The organism is Panacibacter ginsenosidivorans (genome assembly GCF_007971225.1).
GTDB lineage: Bacteria > Bacteroidota > Bacteroidia > Chitinophagales > Chitinophagaceae > Panacibacter > Panacibacter ginsenosidivorans.
On record NZ_CP042435.1, the window covers coordinates 5412634 to 5437456 of the forward strand.

Below are 24823 nucleotides of genomic sequence, written 5' to 3' on the forward strand. Positions count from 1 at the left end.
GAAGCTGAAAAATGATTTTCTGTTTGGTGCAAAGAAATTTATACAATATATTGAATAAATATTTCGGCATGGACATACAATACCTCAACCTTGAAAATTCAAAGATTGCATACATAGAAAATAATAAGGAAGCTGCACAGACCATTTTTTTTATTCATGGTAATTCAGTAAGCAAACGAAGCTGGCGTAAACAGTACAACAGCGACATCTTATCGGCTTATCGCATGGTGGCTATTGATTTACCTGCACATGGTGATTCGGATGCCTTCGATACTAAGAACTATACGTTACCCGGTCTTGCTAAATTGATGTGTGAAGCAGTGAAGCAATTATCAGACAATAAACCTTATATACTTGCCGGTATTTCATTAAGCACCAATATTATTGCAGAAATGCTTGCCTATGATGTAGCGCCAAAAGGCCTTGTATTAGCAGGACCATGTATCGTGGGCAAAGATTTTACCATTGAAAAGTTTGTAAAACCCAATACACATGTGGGCGTTGTTTTTACTGATGAGCCTGCCGAAGTTGATGTTCATAATTATGGAAGGGAAACCTGTTTATCAAAAGATGAAGATGATATAAATATTTTCATGGAAGATTTTAAGGCTGTAAAAAATCCTTTTCGTTCCTCACTTGCACAATCTATTACAACTGCTGTTTACAATGATGAGATAGCATTATTGCAGCAGCATAACATTCCTTCGCTGATAATTTTTGGAAAAGATGAAATAGTGATCGACCCTGATTATTTAGACACCGCAGTATTACCTGGATGGAATGATAAGATATATAAAATTGAAGGTGCCAGCCATTTGGTAAACATAGATCAGCCTGAAGCATTTAATAAATTATTGGAAGAATTTGCAACAGATATTTTTAAATAATGTTATTTCTAAGTGCGTAAGCTATTAATGCTGCAACATTGTTAACCCCATATTTAAGCAGCATATTTTTGCGGTGATTAATTACTGTGTGCTCGCTTATAAAAAGTTTATTGGCAATATCATTGCTGGTCAAACCTTCGGCCATCCAAAGCAAAATTTCTTTTTCTCTTTTAGAGATAAGCTGTTCTTCTTCTTTTAAATAATAGGTCTTCTTATAAACAGGTTCACAGGAATTGTCTTCAGGATTTATTTTTTCTACCAACTGCACCACAGGATTTTCTTTTTTGAAATGCTCCACATTTATAACCATTCCTAAACTTAACAATGGCATGCCATTACTGTCTGATTTTACAAAACAGTTACGTTGCAGCAGGTTTACATATGCTCCCTTTGAATTTTTTAGCCGAAAACTATAAGAGAAAACATAATTCTGCTGTTCTTCAGGTGGTATGGCTTTAAGTGTCTCCAGCCTGTCAGGAAACATTTTTTCATTATATAGTTGCAGGTCATCCTTGTGGTACGAGTCAATAGTAAATCCAATTCCATTCTCCATAAAGACATTTGGTTTATATCCCAAATGTATCTGGGAGGAATTAGACATGATCAGATATTTGCCTGTAGTATAATCAAGCAAATAAATAGCAGGAATACTGTGATAAAAGAAATTGTTGAATTGCTGATTAAGTGAGAGAATTTTCTCTATGCCTTCAATCTGAATGTGCTGGGGATTTACATATTCTGAGGACATTTTTTTCATAAATCCCAGCCAGGTATTATTGTTGTTCAATTTTCCCATAAGTCTTCAAGGGTTATTTCAACAAAACGGCTCAATTTTTTAAAATGAACCAAAGTGCATCAAATATAGCCATTTATGGCTATTGGTGTCCCTTGCACACAAGGTAATTTTACAAATTAATGTAAAACTAAGATTGTTGTCAATCAACTTATAAGATTATAAAGTAAAGCAGAACTAAAGCCTTGGCGTGCCTTGTTTTTTCCGATGTAAGGGTTACTAAAAAAATCAACAGCTCGAAACCCTTTTTAAGCCGTTGCTACACTATGATTCTGAAATATTATGAACACCGCAGCAAAACAGCATTGATGTTTTCTTGTGTCGCACACTTGTACGTTCGGTTCTTTAATGATCAATAAAGCGATGCAGTTGAAGTGAGTGACACAACGAAGCTTAATTAAAAAATATACAGCCCGTTCAAAAATCTATGCACCCATATTCAGCACTAATAATCACCTGAAGCTGACATATAAAAAGTTTATACAAAAACCAAAAAATATGAAAACAAATCTAATCTGCTTACTCTTAATGGCAACAGTATTTGTAACTGCATGCACCAAAGAAAACATTACCCAGCCAATTGCTGCAAAAGAAAATGCTGAAAGCGCAATAGCTGCTTTTAGTATCGGTCAGGCTTATGGTGGTGGTATCATTTATTTTATTGATAGCACAGGTCAACATGGTTTAATAGCAGCTACACAGGACATCGGTGGCACCTTCCCGGTATATAAAACATGGAGCAACGGTTCCGGTATTGTAACACATGCAACTGCAATCGGCGTGTATAAAGGCTCATTAAATACAGATAAAATTATTTATTTCCAGGGCAACGGAGATTATGCCGCCGCAGATTGCAGGGCATATAATGGCGGTGGTTATACAGACTGGTATTTGCCAAGCAAAAGAGAGACTGTGTTACTTCGAAAAAATGGCGGAGCAGCTGGTCTTACCTTAAGTTCTAACGGTTATTTTACTTCGACAGAAGTGGATGCAAATACTGCCTATTGTGTTTCCGTAGGTCCATACATTTTTGCATTAGATAAAAGTATTCCTGCATCTGTAAGAGCAATCCGTGCCTTCTGATCTTTTCGAAATAAATATAATTAACCAGGCTAACCAATTGAATGAAACTTTTCTTGCGTCGCACTCTTGTACGTTCTGTTCTTTATTGATCAATGAAGTGATGCAGTTGAAGAGTGCGAGGCAACGAATATGAAAACTGATCCGGACGACATAAATAAAAAAATAAACAACTACCAAAACAAAAATCAAACCTTATGAAACGATTAATTACGCTCATTATTTTCACACTATTTGCTTTCAACTTTCTGTATGCGCAGGATTTATCGAATGGGTTGGTTGCGTATTTTAAGATGAATGGAAACCTTAATAATAGCGGTTCAGCCAATGTTTCTGCGGTAGCAAACGCAACAACCTACACAACAGACAATTTGAACGTTGCCAATAGTGCCATTCAATTTGCAGGTTCAACAGCCTCCAATGTGGTGATAACAGATAATGGTAACCTGGATTTTACCGGTGATTTTTCTGTATCCTTTGGGCTTTATTTTAATGGCAATTCTAAAGGTGGTCTTATTGATAATAATCTAAATTACGGTGGTTATGGTGTTTGGCTATGGAATGCCTATGGGCCCTGGAATATTCAATTTAATTTTAAAAATAGTTCTGTGGGTTCTGCTGCTACTTCTTTTACAGCAAATACATGGCACTATGTAACAGCAGAAAGAAGTGCAGGAATGCTGTCCATCTATATTGACGGAAGCTTCAAAGCTTCTGCTGCAGAAGGTACTACAACGCCAAATTACTCCACTTTAGCGCCTGTATTAGGTCAAATGGGATATAATGCATACTCTCCTCCGTATTATAATCCTTTAAATGGAAAGCTGGATGAAGTACGTTTTTACAACAGGGCTTTATCAGCGTCTGAAATCACTAGTCTATATAATAATTTCATTACCGCTGCGCAACCAGTTACAATTACTTGTCCCGGCACTACAACTGTAACCGGTGAACCGGGTATTTGTACAAAACTTGTGAATGGTCTTGATCCGGTTATTTCACCATCAGATTATAATGGTACGCTTTCTTATTCATTAAGCGGCGCCACAACAGGTAACGGAAGCGGTTCTGTAAGTGGTTTAACTTTTAATAAAGGAACAACCAACGTTACTTATACAATAACAGATGGAGATGGTCTGCCAGTATCCTGTTCCTTTAATGTTATTGTAAACCCAGCGCAAGAAATATGTGGCAATGGTATCGATGATAACTGTGATGGTCAGATTGATGAAGGCTGTACATTGTACACTTTCTATAAGGATAATGATAATGATGGTTATGGCGACATCAATACGGTAATTACAAATTATACAGGAACAATTCCTTCCGGTTATGTAACCAATAATACAGATTGCGATGACAATAATAGCAGCGTACATCAATCAGTAACGCCAACGATTAGTATAAGCGCTGCCTCAACAACCATTTGTTCAGGGCAGGATATTACGATTAATGCAGACATTACAAACGGAGGCACTGCCCCATATTTTAAATGGTATAAAAATGGAATTTTATTTGAGACAGGAGGAAGTTCATCTACTACATTTGCTAATACTTCAAACGGAGATATCTATACAACTGAATTAACAAGTAGTGCGGCATGCGCAAACCCGCAGACTGTTAGCAGTAATCAACTTCCGATAACTGTAAATGCTAAAACCACTTACTATAAAGATGCAGATAATGATGGCTATGGTGACATTAGTAATTATATACTGGATTGTTCACAGCCTTCAGGATATGTAAGCAACTATACAGATTGCGATGATAACAATTCTAGCGTACATCAATCATTCGCATTCTACCTTGATGCAGATGGCGATAATTATGGATCAGGAAATCCGGTAATGCTTTGCGCAGTTGATTCAAATACTCCGCCTTCTGGTTACAGTATTAATAATTTCGATTGCGATGATAACAATGCAAATGTGTATCGATCATTTCCTTTTTATCTCGATGTAGATGGCGATGGTCATGGTACAGGCTCCCATGTATTTCTTTGTGCAGTAGATGCAAACACAGCACCTGCCGGTTATGCAGTGATACTTGGTGATAATTGCCCAAATACTTATAATCCGGACCAGGCAGACCTTGATTTTGATGGAGTCGGCGATGCATGTGATGCTTGTGTAGATCCTGATTTCGACGGTGTCTGCAATACAACAGATAATTGTAGTACAGTGTCAAACCCTGATCAGAAAGATACGGATGGTGATGGTGTGGGTGATGCCTGTGATGTGGATGATGATAATGATGGTGTAAATGACGAGCTTGATTGCGCTCCACTTGATAATACCAAATGGCAATCAGCAAGCGCCTATATTGATATAGATGGCGATGGTTATGATGCAGGTTCTGAAACGATATGCTATGGTGCATCGTTACCTGAAGGCTACTCGCTTACAACGAATGGAACAGATTGCAACGACAACGATGGAACTGTTCACACACCACAAACATATTATGCAGACAATGATGGTGATGGATTTGGAGATGCCAACAACAGCATCAGCGAATGCACATCAACAGCACCATCCGGTTATGTAACAGACAACACAGATTGCGATGATACAAAGTTGTTGTATGCAGACAGTGATGGTGATGGCTACGGCGCAGGTTCACCTGTTGCCTGTGGTGTAGATAATAATTCAGACTGCAATGATGCAGACGGAACAGTTCACGCACCACAAACCTATTATGCAGACAATGATGGTGATGGTTTTGGCGATGCCAACAACAGCATCAATGAATGTACCTCAACAGCACCATCCGGTTATGTAACAGACAACACAGATTGCGATGATACACAACTATTGTATGCAGACAGTGATGGTGATGGTTATGGCTCAGGTTCACCTGTTGCCTGTGGTGTAGATAATAACACAGATTGTAACGATGCAGATGGAACTGTTCATACACCACAAACATACTATGCAGATAATGATGGTGATGGTTTCGGCGATGCGAATAACAGTACCATCGCATGTTCATCAACAGCACCATCCGGTTATGTAGCGGATAATACAGATTGTGATGATACACAACTCTTGTATGCAGACAATGATGGTGATGGTTATGGTGCAGGCCCACAAGTCGCTTGTGGTGTAGATAATAGCACAGACTGCAATGATGCAGACGGAACAGTTCACACACCACAAACATACTATGCAGACAATGACGGTGATGGTTTTGGAGATGTCAACAACAGCATCAGCGAATGTTCATCCACACCACCTTCCGGCTACGTAACAGACAACACAGATTGCGATGACAGCAAACTCTTGTATGCAGACAATGATGGCGATAGTTATGGTGCAGGTTCATCCGTTGCATGCGGTGTAGATAATAACACAGACTGCAATGATGCAGACGGAACTGTTCACACACCACAAACATACTATGCAGACAATGACGGTGATGGTTTTGGAGATGTCAACAACAGCATCAGCGAATGCACATCCACACCACCTTCCGGCTACGTAACAGACAACACAGATTGCGATGACAGCAAACTCTTGTATGCAGACAATGATGGCGATGGTTATGGTGCAGGTTCATCCGTTGCATGCGGTGTAGATAATAACACAGATTGCAATGATGCCGACATAACTGTCCACGCACCACAAACCTATTATGCAGATAATGATGGTGATGGATTTGGTGATGCCAACAATAGTATCAGCGTATGCGCATCAACAGCACCTTCCGGCTATGTAACAGACAACACAGACTGTGACGATACAAAACTGTTGTACGCAGACAATGATGGAGACGGCTACGGTGCAGGCTCACCTGTTGCCTGTGGCGTAGATAATAACACAGACTGCAATGATGCAGACGGAACAGTTCATTCACCACAAACCTATTATGCAGACAATGACGGTGATGGTTTTGGAGATGCCAACAACAGCATCAGCGAATGTTCATCAACTCCGCCATCCGGTTATGTAACAGATAACACAGATTGCGATGACAGCAAACTCTTGTATGCAGACAATGATGGCGATGGCTATGGTGCAGGCTCATCAGTTGCATGTGGTGTAGATAATAACACAGACTGCAATGATGCAGACGGAACTGTTCATCCTGGCGCAGCAGAGATATGTGGTAATGGAATAGACGATAATTGTGATGGACATATTGATGAAGGATGCAATACGCCTGTTACAATTTCTATTGCCGATGCGTCCATTGTTGAAGGTAATAATGGCCTGAAGGCTATGAAATTCATTGTGAGCCTGAGTAAAGCAGCAACTCAAAAAGTCACGGTTAATTTTAGAACACAGAATGGCACCGCTCTTGCCGGTAGTGATTATGCTTTAACATTGGGATCAGTATCATTCAAAAAAGGCCTGACGCAGAAAGTAATCAAAATTATTATAAGCGGCGACAGGCAGGTTGAGCCCGATGAAACATTTACGGTAGAGCTTAGCAATCCAAAGAATGCAGCTATTGCAGACGGTACAGCAACCGGTACTATACTGAACGATGATTTCAGTTCATTAACCACAAGCCCCGAAATAACAACAGGGGATAATAAGCCGGTGAAGCCAAATTATACAGTAAAGATCTGGCCAAACCCGGTTCGTGATCTTCTAACCGTGCAATTGGTTGGCGTATCAAATGGCGAGGTAAGCCTGCAACTACAGGATATACAGGGAAGAGTATTAAAACAGGGAAAAGTAAAACCTTTCACAAAACTTGCCCAACAACAAATAGACGTTTCCGGTTTTGCAAATGGTGTTTATTTACTTGTAATAGTCAGTGATACAGGTGGCATACAATCGAAAAAAATTATTGTAGATCACTCACATTAGATATCTCATGCAACCGGGCAGTAATAATACTGCCCGGTTTGCTTTTGAAAAAAATCTAAAAATTTATGAGTATTAACTTTGTACTTTCTCATATTTGTTTATATATCCAGTAAATCATAAGTATTTAATTTATTCAGGTTAACTATCGTAGTATCGCCATCACCGCTCTCCTTATACATCTGTGCAAATTTTGCATTGAAAATAATTTCATCGTAAGTATAAGAAGTGCGTTGAAGAACAGTGCTTGAGTAACCATCATCATAGCCTCTCAATAAAACATAGAGCTCAAGATCTGCATTTCGCATATCTTCCAGGGTTAAGCCCTGTATGGGGCTTTCATCATTAATAGGATGCACAACAGTAAAGTTCATGGGCAGACTATCCACTCTTGTTCTTTCAAGTGGCAGGCTGTAAAATTTGTAAACACTTTTTCCGTTTTCTTCTTCCAGTATACTAAGGCTCACTTTTACTTCAACATCTGTAAGCGTATGATTGTCTTTAAACGAAACAAACCGGAACATTAAACCCCTTATATCTTTATAAGGACTAATTAACGCATGCTTTGTAAATTGTATATATGCCTTTGGTTTTGAAAAACGTCCATACAATAAACCTGTTACTAATGCAAAGAATAAAGAACCTGTCAATGCATCTGCAGCAGCGAAAAAGTTAGCCATGCCACCAACAGGATTTACTCTTCCGTAACCAACAGTACTGAATGTCTCCGTGCTAAAGAAAAACATTTCGCGGAAGATATCCCAGGTGCTTTTTGTTATCATTCCGGTGAACTCTGATGCGCCTACTATCCAGAAAATAAAGGTAAATATGAGGTTTATGAATATGAAAAAGATAACGATGATGCTTATGAATTTCCATGTTGGCAATGTTAGCATGGTATGAAACATGCTGAATCTTTCCCAGAAAGGAATACCTTCTTTTTTTACATTAAATGTGCCGTCTTTATTTACAAATCTGCCACCGTAGTTACCGCTATTACTGCTGAAACCCGTATCGTCATTGCTCTTCAAAAAAGGATTATGTTTTTTTCGTAATGCCATATAGTAAATGATTATTGCAGCGTAAAGTTATGCAGTACAAGAGTGCGACGCAAGGAACGTTGAATAAAGAGTAAAAGATTGGAACAAAATAAAAACTACAATGCTTCAGTTTGTTTTTTTATTTTTCTGCCAAGCAACATGAACCCAATACTGGTAATTAAACAAATGGCTGCAATGATCCACCATAATGCATTGTAATTTATGTTGGCTGCAACCTGGCTGCCCAATGTTGGTGCGGCTATTTGTGCTATGCTCCATGCAATGGTGTACATGGCTGCATACTGACCGCGGTTGTTAACTGTTGTTCTTGTTATCCAGAATGAATTCATGAAAGGCATAGAAAATATTTCTCCAACGGTGATGATGATCATGGAGATTATTGCAGACCATGCAGCAACAGGTAAAATGTTGATCAACGCATAACCAATGCCCACAAGCATTACACCGCGTTGTATAAAACCGGTAAGCGGTCTTGAACCTTCTAATTTAAAGATGAGCACCATTTCTATTAATACAATGATAAGACCATTAAGCGCCATAAGCATACCGATAAATTGTTCATTTAATAACCAGGATGTTTTGTAAAAAACAGGAAGTATTGTAAACAAATGAAAGAAGCATGTTGCAAACATGATCGTTAATACCAAAAATAAAACATAGATTGTATCTCTGTATGCTGGTTTTGTTATAGTGGTTTCTTTGTGCTCTATATGTTTGCTGCCACTCTTTACATAAGGCAATAATTTCAGTAACAAAATAGCTGCGGCAATGTTGGTACAGCCATCAACCCAAAACAGCAGATCGTAATTTACTGATGCAAGAAATCCTCCCAAAGCCCCGCCCACGGCCCATCCCAGGTTTATTGCCAAACGATTCAGCGAGTATGATCTTGTTCTGTTTTCTTCTTTGCTGTAAAAGGCAATGGCTGTTGCATTTGCCGGCCTGAAAGATTCATTACACACACTTAATGCAAATGCGCTTATACATAGTGATGTGTAAGTGTGCATGTAACCCGTAACAATAAACATTGTTCCGCCAAGTAACAACGATGAAATCTGCATGGGATAAAACCCAAACTTATCAGTGATTCTTCCGCCGATGAATGCACCAACAATAGCACCCACACCAAAAAGCCCCATTACAAATCCAGCCTGTGTAATACTAAAATGTAATTTTTGCGTGGCATAAATAGTCATGAACGGCACTACCATCGTACCGCTGCGGTTGATGAGCATTACAACCGAGAGGTACCATGTTTTACGCGATAAACCCGTGTACGCATTTTTATATAGTTGAACGGTAGATGCAAGCATAAAATGATTGCGAAATTATATGAAAGCAAAAATTAAGAGCCTGATTATTTTATTTCCGGTAATAGTATAGGATGAGTTTTTTGAACCCGGCATTTACGCTGCAATTGAGCATCGTTGCGTCGCACACTTGTACTCTTTATATTCTATTCAGCAGAAAGTAACCTTGTTCGTCATAAAAAAATTTCTTATAACGATAATAAATGGCTGTTTCATTGAACTATGCTTTCATAAATTTGTTCTTCTAAAAAATTAAAGTTTATGATTCCTGTAAATGCTTATGCAGCGCAAAGTTCAACAACACCCCTTGCACCATTTAATTTCGATAGAAGAGATGTTGGTCCTCATGATGTACAGGTGGAAATATTATACTGTGGCGTTTGTCATTCAGATATACACCAGGTAAAAGATGAATGGGGAGGGTCACTCTACCCGATGGTTCCCGGTCACGAGATTGTTGGTAAAGTTGTAGCCGTTGGTAATCATGTAAAGAAATTTAAAGTAGGGGATACAGCAGGTGTTGGTGTATTGGTTGATTCATGCCGTGTTTGTAAGCATTGTATGCAGGACCTGGAAAATTATTGTGTAGAAGGTATGACGCCGACTTACAATGGTAAAGAACGTGATGGCAAAACACTTGCACAGGGGGGGTACTCAACCCAGATAGTAGTTGATGAGAGATATGTATTGCATGTTTCAGATAAACTTGACCTGAAGGCTGTGGCGCCATTGCTTTGCGCAGGTATTACAACGTATTCGCCCCTTCGTTATACAGGCGTTACGAAAGGAATGAAAGTAGGTGTTATTGGTTTGGGTGGTTTAGGGCATATGGGTTTAAAATTCGCGGCATCTTTTGGTGCCGAAGTTAGTTTGCTTAGCACCTCGAAATCTAAAGAAGCTGATGCAAAAAGATTGGGTGCTCATAATTTTATTCTTACAAAAGATCCCGAACAAATGAAACAATATGCTAATTACTTTGATGTAATTCTGGATACTGTTTCTGCTAATCATGAATATGAAACTTATCTTGATCTGCTTGCACTAAACGGAAAGCTGATCGTTGTTGGTCTGCCACCTGAAGCTTCGAAACTTTCTGCATTTAAATTGTTGAACAATCGCAGAAGCATTATTGGTTCTATGATCGGTGGTATGAAAGAAACACAGGAAATGCTTGACTATTGCGCGGAACATAATATTGTTGCTGATGTTGAAATGATCAACATCGATTACATCAATGAAGCTTACGAAAGAATGATAAAGAATGATGTAAAGTATCGTTTTGTAATTGATATTGCCAGTTTGAAAAAATAATTTTTGCAGCAATAGGCAAAAAACAGCCCGGTAAATTTTTGCCGGGCTGTTTTTGTTTACGTTTCATTGATTTTTTTTCTTTTTTTTATTGTCTTTTTCGGAGAGCTCTTTTTCTGTATAAACCTTTCCTTCGTAACTGCTTTTCTTAATGTAAACAGTTATTATTTTAAACAGTTGGGGTCTTTCTTTTAATGTTGCAGTGATTATGACTGAATCTTTTGTATAACCGGAATCAATTATGAGGCTGTTACCTTCCCAGTGACCTGCATTACTTTCGAATTTAATTTGCTTATCAGTAAGCGGGATGTAATGGCCGTTGCTGAGTTTGCCGTCTACGTTAATATAATTGAAGGTACCTTTTTTCAGGCTGTCTGTATATAAGTGAAAAGCAATACTGTCTACCTGTTGGGAGCGAACTGCTGATGTAATGAATAAGAGGCTTATAATGTAAAGTTGTTTCAAAGTTTTTTTATTATAAAATCCAAAGTAATGCCATTTTCATGATTTGGGTTCTTTACAGATTATATTGAGAAAAATTTATGGAATTTAACGGTCAATAACTGGTTCGGAACCTGAAAGCTGCATAAAGATAAAGGCGTACAAGTGAGTGACACAAGCAAAGACGATAGCAGCACTACAGCCTGCTAATAAAAAATTTAAAGACTGAAAACATGTTTCCGGCCAGTTCCGTGTATTTCTATTACAAGGGAATAAAAAACTGATTTTATTTTGGTAAATATTAACTTCGGTAAAATATATAGCTTAGGCAACCGCCGCAGGCATCATGCGTATTATACCTATAAATACAAAAATTGAACATTACGAACCTGAAGTATTGAAGCAGATCATCCGGGGTTGTAAGCGTTTTGATCAGCGGAGCCAGAAAGCTTTTTACGAAAAATTTTATGGGTTTGCCTTAAAAGTTGTTTTTAGGTACATCTACAGATACGACCGTTCTATAGATACAGTGAATGATGGTTTTGTAAAAATATTTAAGAACATAGGAACTTTTGAATGTAATAATGACAAAGATTTTGAGAAGATATTGTTTGGGTGGATAAGGCGTATAATGGTGAATACAGCAATAGATGAATTAAGAAGAAATAATATGATGCCGGAAATAGGTGGGATGCCTGATCATATATGGGATGAACCTGATAAAAGTACAGCAGCAGACCAGTTGTTGCTTTATAAAGAACTGGTAAATGAAATTAAGAAACTGCCTCCTTCATATCGTGCCGTATTTAACATGTTTGTGATAGATGGATTAAGTCACCAGGAAATTGCTGCTGTTTTGGGTATATCTACGGGCACCTCAAAATCAAGCCTTTCAAAAGCAAGGGCGCAGTTACAAAAAATCTTACAAAAAAATTCAGCCCAGGCAGCCTATGCCGCAAATAAATGAAAATATTGACGAACTGTTCCGTAAAGCAGCGGAAGACTATCCTTTAAAAACAGGCGTACCTGATTGGGAAGATATGCGCAAAAAGCTGTCATCAAAAAATGCAGCAGCCGGTAACAGTTTTCGTTTACAGTTACTTCAGCAATCTGTAGCAGTAATTTTATTTTTGCTTGTTCCATTTGTCATTGCCAATTATAGTTTTAAACAAAACGAAATCATTATTAACAATAATAGTGAGCATGATTCAAACCATGGAAAGGAAGCTTTATTATCTGCGACGTCATCTGAACGTGTTGTAAACAACCTGCAGCAAGATGAACAACGGTTTTCTGTAAAGAATATATTCAATGGCAGGCATGTTGTTTACCAGGCCGGCAGTGTCGGGCAGAACATTATTACAAAGGCCAATACACAAAAAGACTTGTCTCTGGTTTTTATAAATAGTCCGGTAAACATAACTTCAACGATAATGCCACAGATGGAGTTAAATGCAAAAAGCACTATGGATATTATAAACACGTCTGATGAAATGATCAATACCAAAAAACAGGCGGTTATTGAAAGCAGCAACAAAAAAAGAATGTTCAATATTACACTTTCAAAGCCCAAAAATTTGTATGCAGGTTTTATGGTATCGCCAGAATTATCAAATGTAAAACAACAAGCATTTGAAAAGCCTGGTCTAAATTTTGGATTTCTTATGGGGTATAATTTTAGTAGCAGACTGCAGGCTGAAGTTGCCGTTATAAAGGCCCGCAAATATTATCACACCGATGGCAAGTATGCAGAGCCAAATAGTATAAGGCACGATGAATCTCAGATCACCGGCATTAACGTGTTTTGTAGTGTAACAGAAATACCGGTTACTGTTCATTATACGTTCAATGATAATGGCAATTCCAAATTTTTTGCATCTGCGGGCACTGTTTCTAACATTGTGCATAGAGAACGATACAACTATGAATATAAAAAAAACGGTGAAGAAAGAGATGGATTTAAAAAGTATAACAAATCTGTAGAAAATCTTTTTTCAAATATACAGTTGAGTGCAGGCTATGAGAAAAAAATTGGTGCTATAGGTACCATACGTATAGAGCCCTATTATCGCATACCGTTGAATGGAATTGGAAGAAGTAATTTACCTGTAACAAGCACTGGCATAAACATAGGACTTATAAAATATTTTAAATAGTACACATAAAGATGGTTCTTCCCTAAACAGAAAGCCATAAGAGATGCCAATGTGGATACCTTTAAGATATTTAATTGCCCTGCTTTATAGCAGGGCAATTTTATTATATATTTTCTTTCTTAAAAAATAGATGAACCCAACATTTGTTTTTTAATCAGACTTCTGTTGCGTCGCACAATTATACGCTTTGTAATATATTGAGCCTTGAAGAATTACTGTGAACGAAACTTATACTTATCAATTCTTTTCGTTTAGTGTTTTACCCTGTGATGAAATTGCTTTCCAGTATCCATTTTTATTTATCCATCGGCATAAAATCTTGTCCACTTTTCTGCAGGCTTACCTATACTTTTTTATATGTATAGAGCCTTACTGAGTTTCCTCTACCACAATCCGGTGAGGAAGAAATAGATCGGCTTATGGAAATATTATTTGCATAGCGGTATACTTATTTTAACCCTGGCCATGTATTGTTTTTCTTTGTTCATCAGCGTACAACAGGTGTTCGTTATCGTACACCTGTTTTTGTTTTTTGTAATGCGCAGTACTGAAAAACAATTAGTTGCATATTGGCACAGCCGTTGGGAATTTGTGTACGGTAGGAGCGTTGTGCTTCGTTGATGAATAATGATAAGAACGTACAAGTGAGTGACACAACATAGCCCAACAGCATTACAAATGCTCATTACATAAAACACTTTTCATGATCAGCAGTTATTTTAAAATCGCCTGGAGAAATTTTAAGAACAACAAGATTTTCTCTTTTATCAACATCATTGGATTATCTGTTGGGCTGGCTTGTTGCATGATGATAACACTTTATATTATCAATGAAACAAGCTATGACAAGCAGCAGCCAAACGCTGATAATATATATCAACTGGCAACCATTTTTGTACAGCAGGGCCAGGAACACAAAATGCCCAACACGCCTGCACCAATGGCGCAGGCTATGCAGCTTGAATTTCCTGAAGTGCAGCAGACAACAAGGTTAATGGGACTTTTTGCAGAAGATAAAACCCTGCTGCAGTATAACGAAACCGGTGGAAATACAAAATCATTTTATGAAACAAAAGGCTTTCTTACAGATTCTACTTTCTTCAGGATGTTCAGTTACAATTTTATTGAAGGCAGCCCGGCATCTGCATTGAGCAAACCAAATACAGTTGTGTTATCTGAAGAGATCGCTCATAAACTATTTGGCAACCAACCTGCATTAAATAAAGTAATACATATCAGCAGCAGCACTAACGGAGACCATGATTTTGCGATCACAGGTGTGTACAGACCTTCAGATAGACCTTCGCATATTGATGGCAGATTTTTTATGTCGATGACCGGTGGATCTATTGAGCAATATATAAAAGAGTCGGGTACCAGTTTTGCAACGAATAACATGTTCTTTACTTACCTGCAATTAAAACCAGGCACAGATGCAAAAAAATTAGCGGCAAAATTTCCGGCCTTTATTGATAAGTATGCGGGTAAAGACCTGAAGGCAATGGGCTTTGATAAAAAACAATTTCTTGTAAGGTTAAAAGACATTCATCTTTATTCTGGTATGGATCAGAATGTAACGGCATCAGGCAGCGTTACTTATTTATATATACTTGCTTCCATTGCATTGTTTACACTACTCATTGCATGTATCAACTTTATGAATCTTTCTACAGCACGTTCTTCAAAACGATCAGCAGAAGTTGGGATAAGAAAAGTTTTAGGTGCAGAGAAAAATTCATTGATACGTCAGTTTCTTGGTGAGTCTGTATTTATGAGTGTGCTTGCTTTTGTGTTTGCCTTTGGTATTACAGAATTATTGTTGCCTGCATTTAATACAATTGCAGATAAACATCTTTCATTGTCTTTGCCTGCTGATCTCACTGTAATACTTGCCTTCTTTGCTTTGTCATTGATCACAGGTTTGCTGGCTGGTAGTTACCCTGCATTTTATTTATCTTCTTTCAAGCCTATTAAAGTATTGAAAGGAAGATTTTCTAATTCACTGGCGGCAGTTTCATTAAGAAAGGGCCTTGTTGTATTTCAGTTTATTATTTCTGTAGTGCTTATTATTGCTTCAGTTGTTATTGCCAGCCAGATGCAATACCTGCGTTCTGCTGATCTTGGTTTTGATAAAGACAGGCAGATCATTATTCCATTGCGCAGTGAAAATGCAAAGAATATTTATACTGCATTTAAGGCAGAAATAAACAAGCAGCCACAGGTGCAATCAGTAGGCGCATCGCAATATTATCCAGGCATATTTAATCCAGCAGATAATCTTTTATACAGAGAAGGGCAAACCATGAATGATGCAAAACGCACACGTATGAACTGGGTAGATGTTGGATATCTTCAAACACTCAATGTAAAACCGGTTGCAGGCAGATTATTCTCAGAACAATTTGCTGCTGCTGATACAAATTACCGGATGATATTAAATGAAAGCGCCATCAAAGAAATTGGTTTTGCTTCCCCACAGCAATCTATTGGTAAGAAAGTATATTTTGATTATAAAGACAGGAACTATGGTTTTGAAATAATTGGTGTGGTAAAAGATTTTCATTTTGAAGACCTGCATTTGCCGATAACACCTTATGGGTTTCAGCTTAATAATGAATCACGGTATAATTACATAATCGTGCACGCAAAGGCCGGAGATATAAGTAAAGCAATTTCTTCTATTCAAAATAGCTGGCATAAACTTAATCCGTCAGAGCCATTTGAGTATAGTTTTCTTGATGATGATTTTCAAAAAAATTATTCTGCAGAAAACAGGCTCTCTGGTATTGTTACCTACTTTACCTGCATTGCTATTTTTATTTCATGTCTTGGTTTGTTTGGCCTGGCCACATTCAGTGCAGAACAACGCATCAAAGAAATTGGTGTACGAAAAGTATTAGGAGCAAGCACTGCAGGCATTGTAACATTACTCTCAAAAGATTTTTTAAAGCTTGTAGCAGTAGCTATAGTTATTGCGTCGCCTATTGCATGGTTTGTTATGAATAAATGGCTGCAGGATTTTGCTTATCGCACCAACATTAGCTGGACAGTGTTTTTGATAACAACGGTCGCAGCGTTATTGATTGCATTAATTACAATAAGCTTCCAGGCAATAAGAGCAGCACTTATGAACCCGGTTAAAAGCTTGAGGACAGAATAAAAAATGTGCGGATGTGAAAATGAGGAAGATTTTTATGAGCCGGACTTGTGAACATACATTAAGCTTTTGTTGCGTCGCACACTTGTACTGGATTGCATTGAGCAACAAGTGAAGAGTAAATATTATGTTTTGACTTTTTACCTTTCGCTTTTCATCTGATAAATTTAGTTCAGAAAGTACAAGTGAGTGACACAACAGGCGATGAGGAGAGATATAATAGCCGACAAATAATTTTTATACAATGTATTAAATACAAAATATGTTTCAGAATTATCTAAAAATAGCCTTGCGTAATCTTAAGCGAAATAAGACTTATGCTTTGCTGAATGTACTTGGGCTTACAGTTGGTATTGGTGCATGCCTGCTGGTATTTTTAGTGATACAGTATGAAACAAGTTTTGATAATTTTCATAACAACAAAGAAAATATTTACCGTATAGGCTCTGAGTTTCATAACCAGGATGGTGTTTCTTATTCCTCAGGCGTTGCATTTCCTGTAGGCGCTGCATTGCGTGTTGATTTTCCACAGATAAAACAAGTAGCATCGATTTTGAAATCGGGTGGCGACCAGGTTACTATTGAAGATGCAACAGGCAAAACGTTGAAGAAATTCAGCGAGCCTGAACTTTATTTTGCAGAGCCCTCTTTTTTCTCCATGTTTAATTTTCCTTTTCTTGCAGGCAGTGCAAAATCTTTGAGTGAACCCAATACTGTTGTGTTATCTCAGGCTATAGCTGAAAAATATTTTGGTGACTGGAAGACTGCGGTGGGTAAAACAATTAAGTACCAGAACAAAGATATTTTTAAAGTAACAGGCGTTATAAAAAATGCACCGGCTAATACAGACTTCCCACTCGAAGTTGTGATCTCTTATATAACTTATACGAATGCAAATAAAGAAAGGCTTACAGATTGGGTAAGTACTTATGGCCAGCATTCAACTTTTGTAGAATTACCTCAGGAATTTACTGCAGCAAAATTAAATGCGGCATTACCAGCGTTTACAAAGAAGCATAAGCCTGATGAATATTCAAAAGATGGTTATATCGCACAACCCTTAACAGAAATACATTTTGATGATCGTTTTGGTAATTACAGGGGGCAAACTTTTAGCAAAGAACTGATAACTGCTTTACTGCTTATTGGTATTTTCCTGATCGTAGTTGCCTGTGTGAACTTTATAAATCTTGCAACTGCACAGGCTGTTAATCGGTCTAAAGAAGTAGGTGTACGAAAAGTGTTGGGCAGCAGCCGCAAACAACTTGCTTTCCAGTTCTTAAGTGAGACGGCTATTATCACAATCTTTGCATTATTGGCTGCTATTGCAGTTGCAGCGGCAACTTTGCCTTTTCTAAACAAGTTGCTTGAAACAAAAATGATTTTAAGTTTTGCAGATGATCCTGTGCTGTTATTGTTTTTGTTCGTTGTGGCTATTCTTGTCATTGTTTTATCAGGTTTATATCCTGCGATGATATTGTCAGGTTTTAATCCAATCACGGCTTTGAAAAGCAAGATCACTTCTAAGATGGCAGGTGGTATTTCTCTAAGGAGAGGATTAGTGATATTACAATTTACTATTGCCCATGTTTTGATCATAGGCACATTGATAGTAGTAAGCCAGGCAGATTATTTCCGCAACGCCTCATTGGGCTTTGATAAAGCTGCGATCATTAATGTGTACATTCCCGGGGATAGTTTGAGCCGTTCAAAAATTGATTACCTAAACAACCAGCTATCTAAAAATAGCAATGTAGAATCTGTTTCGTTCAGTTTTGCAAGCCCTTCAGATAATAGTAACTGGCAAAGCGATTTTAAGTATGATCATGCTGCAAGGAGCACGGATTTCAGCGCCAACCTTAAATGGGCCGATGAAAATTATTTCAAGCTGTATGGCCTTGAATTTGTTGCGGGCAGGCCTTATTATCCAAGCGATACAGTAAGAGAATTTGTGGTAAATGAAACCCTTTTAAGAAAGCTTGGTATTACAAACCCCAAAGATGCTATTGGTAAGCAAATAGATTTCTGGGATGGCGGGCATGTTGCCAATATAGTTGGTGTAGTAAAAGATTTTAATGCTTATTCTTTAAAAGAACCAATGGCACCTGTAGTGTTGAGTACCTGGAAAGATGTGTATCAAATGGCCAGTATAAAAATAAAGCCCGGTAAAGAAAAAGAAACACTTGCTGCAGTTGAAAAAATATGGAATGAGATTTATCCCAGTTATGTGTACTCTTATCAATTCCTCGACGAAAAGATTGCAGGATTTTACAAACAGGAAAACCAGTTGGCAGAATTGTATCAACTCTTTGCGGGTATTGCCATATTTATTTCCTGTCTTGGTTTATATGGATTGATCTCTTTCATGGTTGTACAACGTACCAAAGAAGTAGGTATCCGCAAAGTGCTTGGCGCATCTGTAAGTAATATTATTTTTCTTTTATCTAAAGAGTTTACCATATTGATCCTGATTGCATTTGCAGTAGCAGCGCCGCTTGCTTGGTATTTCATGCATCAATGGCTGCAGGATTATACATACAGAATTACACCGGGTATTGGCATATTTTTATCGGCTATTCTTGCTTCTGTTGTTATTGCATGGATCACTGTAGGATATCGTGCTATTAAAGCAGCTATTGCAAACCCCGTTAAAAGTTTACGAACAGAATAATAAGTAGCAAGTATACAAATGTGTAAGTGTAAAACTAAAGAAGAATTTTTTTGAGCCGGGCAGAAGAGAAAATAAGTTAAGCTTTGGTTGCGTCGCACTCTTGTACGCCTGTACTATTTTGAACGAATGCTCATATAGTTAATAAGAAAACTAATTATACAGTATCAGAATACTATGGTGTAGGTAAGTTCACCGCATCTATTGAATGAACGACTCCATTAGAACCTTGCCTGTCACGGGATAAGATCTTAGCGCCATTTATTCGTACTACGCCGTCTTTTACTGTTACAGCTAATTCTTTGCCGTTCACTGTTTGTAATTTCTGACCGTCTTTAAAATCTTTCAATAATTTTTTTCCGGTTATTACATGATAAGTGAGTATATCTGAAAGTTTGCTGTTGTTAGTACTCTGCTTTATCATGTTGTCAAAAGTATCTGGCAGAGTAAGATTGCCAAAAGCAAGATTAACCGGCGCAAGAATAGTAAACGGACCAATGCCATTTAATGTTTCTTCCAGGTTAGAAGCTTTCAGGCCTTTGATTAAAGTGCTTAGATTTCTGTCTGCATTTGCTAATTGTAAAATGGTTGACATGCTTTAAAAAGTTTTTTTAACGCAGAATTACCTGCAAAAAGAGTTAGCGCAATATGTGTTTTGCATACTCTTGATATATAAGTGCAATAACCTTCATAAATAAAAAAAGAGCCTGTAATCAGGCTCTTTTCAATTTATTTACCATCTCTTATTGCTCGTTCTTGCAGGTCTTTCCTTTGCTATTGATACAGAAAGTGCCCTACCTTCAATTTCCTTGTTATTAAGGCCTTTGATAGCTTCTTTGGCTTCTGCATCAGATTCCATTTCTACAAATCCAAAACCACGGCTCTTATTGGTTTCCCTGTCAGTTATAACCTTGGCAGACGAAACGCTTCCGTATTCAGCGAATAATTTTTTTAAGTCCTCATCCTGTGTATGAAAACTCAGGTTTGCAACATACATGTTCATAAAACAAAAAGTTTAAAATAAAACAATAGAAATACCTGTGATAAAGAATTGCAGCAAAAAGTAGAGAGAAGTTTAATTGTTACGAATGAAGATGTGTAAGAATTGAGACCGATCAGGACTGAATGTTGAAACTGCTTTTATTCACTTCACAAAAGTACGCTATTAATTACCAAATGAAGTAATTCTTTCTTTGTATTACAATGGCAGCCTGTTAAATCTGGTTTCCGAACCATCTTTATTTGATCATGGCTTTATAAAATAGTTTGCAGAAATATAATTACATTTAATAATTACATGTCATATCTAAAAATTATAAAGCCACATCAATATGAACAGAAATAAATTTCTTTCACTTACAGGACTTTCTTTTATAGGGTCTCTCTTCTTTTCATCAAGAAAAAAGGAAGTAGCCGATTTGCTAACGGCTTGTAACGATCCCATTACACCACCTGTTCCTGTAGGACCTTATTATAAAGATGAAAAACTAAACCGCATTAATATTATCGAGGATAAAAAGGGTACACCAATAGATTACCTGTTTAAAGTGGAAGATAAAGATTGCAAGCCTATAGAAGGTGCAATCATAGATATATGGCAGTGTGATAATGATGGTCATTATTCCGACTTTGAAAATGAGCATACCATCAATCAAACATGGTTGCGTGGTTACCAGGTGACAAACAAAAATGGTGAATGCAGGTTCAAATCTGTTTTCCCTGGCTGGTACACCAACAGGATTACACATGTACATGCAAAGGTTCATATAAACAACCAGGATGTACTTATAACCAATTTCTTTTTTACAAAGGCAATTGAGAATGAAGTGTACAAAGACCCTATTTATAGTAAAGGCCCTAACCCCACAACACTTGCACAGGATTATGAATTAAGGGTTGATAAAGACACTAAACGTCACGATACACTATTAATGAATGTTACGAAAGATAAGAACGGCAATCTCATTGGATCATACAAGATCGCTATTGCATAACAGCATAATATTTTTATGAATCAGGCTATATAACATAGATGAAGCTTTAGTTGCGTCGCACTCTTGTGCTAATGAATATATGTCAACGGTGAAAAGCCAAAAGTGAGAAGTGAAATTAATTTTCGATTTGCGTTTTAAACTTTTACTTTTGACTCGCTCCATAAAATTCCAAACGTACAAGTGAGTGACACAACGAAGGTGCTATGAAATACCACTGTTCGAAAACAAAAAAATTATTGTATTAATATTTTGCCCATAAAAACTTTTATGCCCTCAGAGTAGATGACTACAAAATACATTCCTTTTGCAAAATAGCTTACATTAATATCTGTTCGTGTTCCGTTAAGGCTTTGCTGCAAGATTTTGTGACCTGCGATATCATATATATTTACAACATTAGTGGAAAAATTATTTGACAGAATAGTTAGGTTTTGCCCTTGCGGAACCGGGTTGGGCAACAGCACATAATCATTAGAGGCTGTAAAGTATACCTCAGCTTCCGTGCTATTGATAGTTGTACCATTGTTAAGTGTAATTACTACCCTGAATGTATTAATGCCTGCATGCAGTGTATTTGCTTCATAGTTATTTTGTTCACTGGTAACCGGTTCGATAGTTTGTATCGTTTGCCATCCATTGGCAGTGAGTTGTTGAAACTGTATATTTTTTACATTGAAGATAGTTCCGAGACTTAATTGTAATTGTGCCGTTTTGTTTGCGGTAATATCAGCCAAAAAATTACTGATATAGCAACCGGCGCCCTGGTTATTGTAATTAAAAGTATAGCTGTTTACGCCAGTGTATCCATTTTGTAAAATTGCAGTGACTGCTAAGTATGGCGAAACATTATTAGAGATAATGATGCTGGTATCTGTTGTTGTTGTAAGGGGTTGTAAATATTTATCGCCGAGCGTATAAACAAGATATTTGGTTACACCGGGTGCTTTGTTCCAAAAGATAAGCGTAGAATCATCGCATTTGAATCCTACCCGGGGAAATAATTGTTTGGAAAAATTAAAGGTATCTGAAGTATATACATTGCTTCCGATGGTCATCCGGGCAATAGCTGTAGTAAATGTATCAGGAGTTATCCATTTCAAATAGTTTTTATCAAGATCAACTGTAGTATTTATCAACTGCCAGTTTGCACCTTTATCAATACTGTATTCCAGTTTGCCTGTTGTATTATTTGCGTAGGTATTTTTCCAGCGAAAGATACTATTGCCAGCAGAAGTAAAATGATCTTTTGCAGCTGGGGATATAAAATAAAAGGTATCCGCAGCGTCCCACCTGTAAGCAATATAAAATTCCTGTGAGCTGCCTGAAAGAATATTATAACCGTTTACGTGGATGGTATAATTGCCATTGGCCGGGTTATCAATTGTTATTTGCTCAACAACATTCAGGCTATCTCTTTTTCTTTTAGCATTTTGGTTAAGAGAATCTTTATCTGCAGCACTGTTTAATACCCATGGTAACCATGTAGTACTTTGTTTTTGTAATTGCAGGTCAAGATCATTAATTATAGCTGTAAATGCATTAGACTGAGCGGCAGGATCGGTCCATACCAATGTTACCTTCAGATTTTTTGCATTTGATGGAACGTTGATCGTAAAATCTTTTGTTTCAGCATCTGCTATAGAGCCGGAAAAGTAGTTGCCGGACAAAACATCTTTTACTGCCTGGTAAGTATTTACATTTCCATATCCTGAATAATAATCAGGTCCGGGTTTATTGATATCGTCTGCACTGTTTATAATAATCGCTTTGGTAAGAGCATTTTTTGGTAATACAGATGCATGCGTTTGCGCATAAGCCGACTGTACTGCTAATACTGTTCCTGAAGTTATAGCTGCAGCTCCTGAACTGCCGTCATTCCCATATGCAACCAATTCTGGTTTTATACGCCCATCATAAGCAGGTCCTTTTGAACTTAATGCCGGGACTGCAAAAAAAGAATCAACAGAACCTACTGTAAGAATATTCTTAGCCATTTTAAAACTGCCGGTAATATTAGCAAAGCCTGTAATGTTTTTGTATGGGCTTCCGGCAGTTGTGTCAGCAGAAGTTCCGGAATTACCGGCAGAAAAAATATGTAACAGGGTTGGATTAGCTATCATACTTGCATCATAAGCGGCTGCATCACTGCCGTAAAAATTTTCTATACCCACACCATAAGAATGATTTTGTAATGAAATATTATATTGACTATAACTGTTGCCATCAGGTAATAAAGTAATAAAATCCGAAGAAGCAAGTGTTGCAGCAGGTGCGACACCTTTTCCCGTAAAGAATGAATTGCCGCCTCCCGCAACTAATGTTGCCATTGTAGTGGCATGAGAAGTATTTGTTGAACTGCCAAGACTGGTTTCTTTGTACCTGTTTTTAAAATCTATGTCTGTCGTATCAAACATGTTTTCTTTGATGGATGCGGTTAATCCATTGCCAGCAATGTTCGGATATTGAGCAAAGAATAAGTTGATATTATTGCTACTGTTATCATAATCATTGATAACTGTTTCTTCTTTTGCTATGGTTGAGCGTAAATCAACTGCATTTACTATTTCTGAAGGCAACAATACCTCTTTTACAAAAGCAATATTTGTTCTAATCCTGAAAAGATGGTACAATGGCTGACTTTTTATGATTGTTGCTTTTAAAGCATATTGAGTTATAAGCTTGCGAAAGGATGTGGTGTCTGTAGTTTCTACCAGAAAGATATATTCTTTATCTGCGAGTTTGTTTTGCTGTTGCAACAGGGCGGGAGAGAGTTTCCAGTTTGAGTTTGCAGCAAATGCTTTTTCTACTAATTCAGAGGTATAAAGGTTATGTTTTTCTTTGCCGCTTACAATAAACCACTCTCCTGATATTTGCCTTTTAATAGACCTATTGAACCTTTTTTTAAATGTAGAACTGGTTTCTGTTCGAACTTTTACGAGGAAAAAACTGCTGGAAGATGAATCGGCTAACTCTCTTTCCTGAAATTCATTGTCACTGAAAGTTATCTGTATAGCCTCATCTGTAGAGTCTGTTTTAGTCTTTTGAGAAAAAGCATTTACCGCGCAAAAAAGCAAACATAAAAATATCAGGCGCTTCATTTGGTTTGTTTGAATGTTGGATCAGGTTGGTTAAAATATCAATTCTGTTCCTGATA

The 24823-nt window shown here is 37.4% G+C and carries 16 protein-coding genes; 9 read left to right on the forward strand and 7 right to left on the reverse strand.

The window, feature by feature from the left end:
• Window positions 1-68 precede the first annotated feature (68 nt).
• On the forward strand, window positions 69-887 hold the full coding sequence (locus tag FRZ67_RS22825; protein ID WP_158638439.1) for an alpha/beta fold hydrolase: 819 nt from the start codon (window positions 69-71) through the stop codon (window positions 885-887).
• Here FRZ67_RS22825 and FRZ67_RS22830 read toward each other — a convergent pair.
• Entirely contained in the window at window positions 880-1683 is an 804-nt protein-coding gene (locus FRZ67_RS22830) for a response regulator transcription factor (protein WP_147192870.1), read from the reverse strand. The genes FRZ67_RS22825 and FRZ67_RS22830 overlap by 8 nt on opposite strands.
• 495 nt (window positions 1684-2178) lie before the next feature.
• On the opposite strand from FRZ67_RS22830, the gene FRZ67_RS22835 reads away from it, so the two are divergent.
• On the forward strand, window positions 2179-2763 hold the full coding sequence (locus FRZ67_RS22835; RefSeq protein ID WP_147192871.1) for an Lcl C-terminal domain-containing protein: 585 nt from the start codon (window positions 2179-2181) through the stop codon (window positions 2761-2763).
• Between the two features lie 194 nt (window positions 2764-2957).
• Entirely contained in the window at window positions 2958-7577 is a 4620-nt protein-coding gene (locus FRZ67_RS23990; protein WP_147192872.1) for a LamG-like jellyroll fold domain-containing protein, read from the forward strand.
• Between the two features lie 98 nt (window positions 7578-7675).
• Here FRZ67_RS23990 and FRZ67_RS22845 read toward each other — a convergent pair whose 3' ends face one another.
• Both FRZ67_RS22845 and FRZ67_RS22850 read right to left on the reverse strand, forming a co-directional pair.
• Window positions 7676-8635 carry an ion channel gene (locus FRZ67_RS22845; RefSeq protein ID WP_147192873.1) on the reverse strand — a complete coding sequence of 320 codons (960 nt, stop codon included), beginning with the start codon at window positions 8633-8635 and terminating at the stop codon, window positions 7676-7678.
• A 95-nt stretch (window positions 8636-8730) separates the two neighbouring features.
• Window positions 8731-9948 (reverse strand): MDR family MFS transporter, encoded by a 1218-nt coding sequence (locus FRZ67_RS22850; RefSeq protein WP_147192874.1) that lies wholly within the window; start codon window positions 9946-9948, stop codon window positions 8731-8733.
• A gap of 258 nt (window positions 9949-10206) precedes the next feature.
• Here FRZ67_RS22850 and FRZ67_RS22855 point away from each other — a divergent pair, with 258 nt between their 5' ends.
• Entirely contained in the window at window positions 10207-11256 is a 1050-nt protein-coding gene (locus tag FRZ67_RS22855; RefSeq protein WP_147192875.1) for an NAD(P)-dependent alcohol dehydrogenase, read from the forward strand.
• Window positions 11257-11319: 63 nt separating this feature from the next.
• On the opposite strand, the gene FRZ67_RS22860 is transcribed toward FRZ67_RS22855, so the two are convergent.
• Window positions 11320-11718: a hypothetical protein gene (locus FRZ67_RS22860; RefSeq protein WP_147192876.1), complete on the reverse strand. Its 399-nt coding sequence runs from the start codon at window positions 11716-11718 to the stop codon at window positions 11320-11322.
• Window positions 11719-12040: 322 nt separating this feature from the next.
• Here FRZ67_RS22860 and FRZ67_RS22865 point away from each other — a divergent pair, with 322 nt between their 5' ends.
• From FRZ67_RS22865 to FRZ67_RS22880, 4 genes are all read left to right on the forward strand, one after another.
• On the forward strand, window positions 12041-12661 hold the full coding sequence (locus FRZ67_RS22865; protein WP_147192877.1) for an RNA polymerase sigma factor: 621 nt from the start codon (window positions 12041-12043) through the stop codon (window positions 12659-12661).
• Window positions 12645-13850, forward strand: a complete 1206-nt coding sequence (locus FRZ67_RS22870) for a porin family protein (RefSeq protein WP_147192878.1) — start codon at window positions 12645-12647, stop codon at window positions 13848-13850. Before FRZ67_RS22865 ends, FRZ67_RS22870 begins: the two co-directional genes overlap by 17 nt.
• 703 nt (window positions 13851-14553) lie before the next feature.
• A complete protein-coding gene (locus tag FRZ67_RS22875; RefSeq protein WP_147192879.1) occupies window positions 14554-17010 on the forward strand; it encodes an ABC transporter permease in 2457 nt (818 codons plus the stop codon).
• A gap of 259 nt (window positions 17011-17269) precedes the next feature.
• Complete coding sequence (locus FRZ67_RS22880) at window positions 17270-19678, forward strand: ABC transporter permease (RefSeq protein ID WP_147192880.1); 2409 nt, start codon at window positions 17270-17272, stop codon at window positions 19676-19678.
• A 172-nt stretch (window positions 19679-19850) separates the two neighbouring features.
• On the opposite strand, the gene FRZ67_RS22885 is transcribed toward FRZ67_RS22880, so the two are convergent.
• Window positions 19851-20270, reverse strand: coding sequence for a fasciclin domain-containing protein (locus FRZ67_RS22885; RefSeq protein WP_147192881.1), 420 nt, complete (start codon window positions 20268-20270; stop codon window positions 19851-19853).
• A 138-nt stretch (window positions 20271-20408) separates the two neighbouring features.
• Entirely contained in the window at window positions 20409-20678 is a 270-nt protein-coding gene (rbp, locus tag FRZ67_RS22890; protein WP_147192882.1) for an RNA-binding regulator, read from the reverse strand.
• A 328-nt stretch (window positions 20679-21006) separates the two neighbouring features.
• On the opposite strand from rbp, the gene FRZ67_RS22895 reads away from it, so the two are divergent.
• Window positions 21007-21669: a dioxygenase family protein gene (locus FRZ67_RS22895; protein WP_147192883.1), complete on the forward strand. Its 663-nt coding sequence runs from the start codon at window positions 21007-21009 to the stop codon at window positions 21667-21669.
• 233 nt (window positions 21670-21902) lie between these two features.
• Here the strand turns inward: FRZ67_RS22895 and FRZ67_RS22900 are convergent, their stop codons facing one another.
• Entirely contained in the window at window positions 21903-24767 is a 2865-nt protein-coding gene (locus tag FRZ67_RS22900; protein ID WP_147192884.1) for a S8 family peptidase, read from the reverse strand.
• Window positions 24768-24823: the final 56 nt, after the last annotated feature.

Coding starts and splice junctions, on each gene's coding strand:
- FRZ67_RS22885 (WP_147192881.1), bottom strand. CDS start 20,270: ATGTCAACCATTTTACAATTAGCAAATGCAGACAGAAATCTAAGCACT.
- FRZ67_RS22835 (WP_147192871.1), top strand. CDS start 2,179: ATGAAAACAAATCTAATCTGCTTACTCTTAATGGCAACAGTATTTGTA.
- FRZ67_RS22855 (WP_147192875.1), top strand. CDS start 10,207: ATGATTCCTGTAAATGCTTATGCAGCGCAAAGTTCAACAACACCCCTT.
- FRZ67_RS22870 (WP_147192878.1), top strand. CDS start 12,645: ATGCCGCAAATAAATGAAAATATTGACGAACTGTTCCGTAAAGCAGCG.
- FRZ67_RS22830 (WP_147192870.1), bottom strand. CDS start 1,683: ATGGGAAAATTGAACAACAATAATACCTGGCTGGGATTTATGAAAAAA.
- FRZ67_RS22895 (WP_147192883.1), top strand. CDS start 21,007: ATGAACAGAAATAAATTTCTTTCACTTACAGGACTTTCTTTTATAGGG.
- FRZ67_RS22875 (WP_147192879.1), top strand. CDS start 14,554: ATGATCAGCAGTTATTTTAAAATCGCCTGGAGAAATTTTAAGAACAAC.
- FRZ67_RS22865 (WP_147192877.1), top strand. CDS start 12,041: ATGCGTATTATACCTATAAATACAAAAATTGAACATTACGAACCTGAA.
- rbp (WP_147192882.1), bottom strand. CDS start 20,678: ATGAACATGTATGTTGCAAACCTGAGTTTTCATACACAGGATGAGGAC.
- FRZ67_RS22850 (WP_147192874.1), bottom strand. CDS start 9,948: ATGCTTGCATCTACCGTTCAACTATATAAAAATGCGTACACGGGTTTA.
- FRZ67_RS23990 (WP_147192872.1), top strand. CDS start 2,958: ATGAAACGATTAATTACGCTCATTATTTTCACACTATTTGCTTTCAAC.
- FRZ67_RS22880 (WP_147192880.1), top strand. CDS start 17,270: ATGTTTCAGAATTATCTAAAAATAGCCTTGCGTAATCTTAAGCGAAAT.
- FRZ67_RS22825 (WP_158638439.1), top strand. CDS start 69: ATGGACATACAATACCTCAACCTTGAAAATTCAAAGATTGCATACATA.
- FRZ67_RS22900 (WP_147192884.1), bottom strand. CDS start 24,767: ATGAAGCGCCTGATATTTTTATGTTTGCTTTTTTGCGCGGTAAATGCT.
- FRZ67_RS22845 (WP_147192873.1), bottom strand. CDS start 8,635: ATGGCATTACGAAAAAAACATAATCCTTTTTTGAAGAGCAATGACGAT.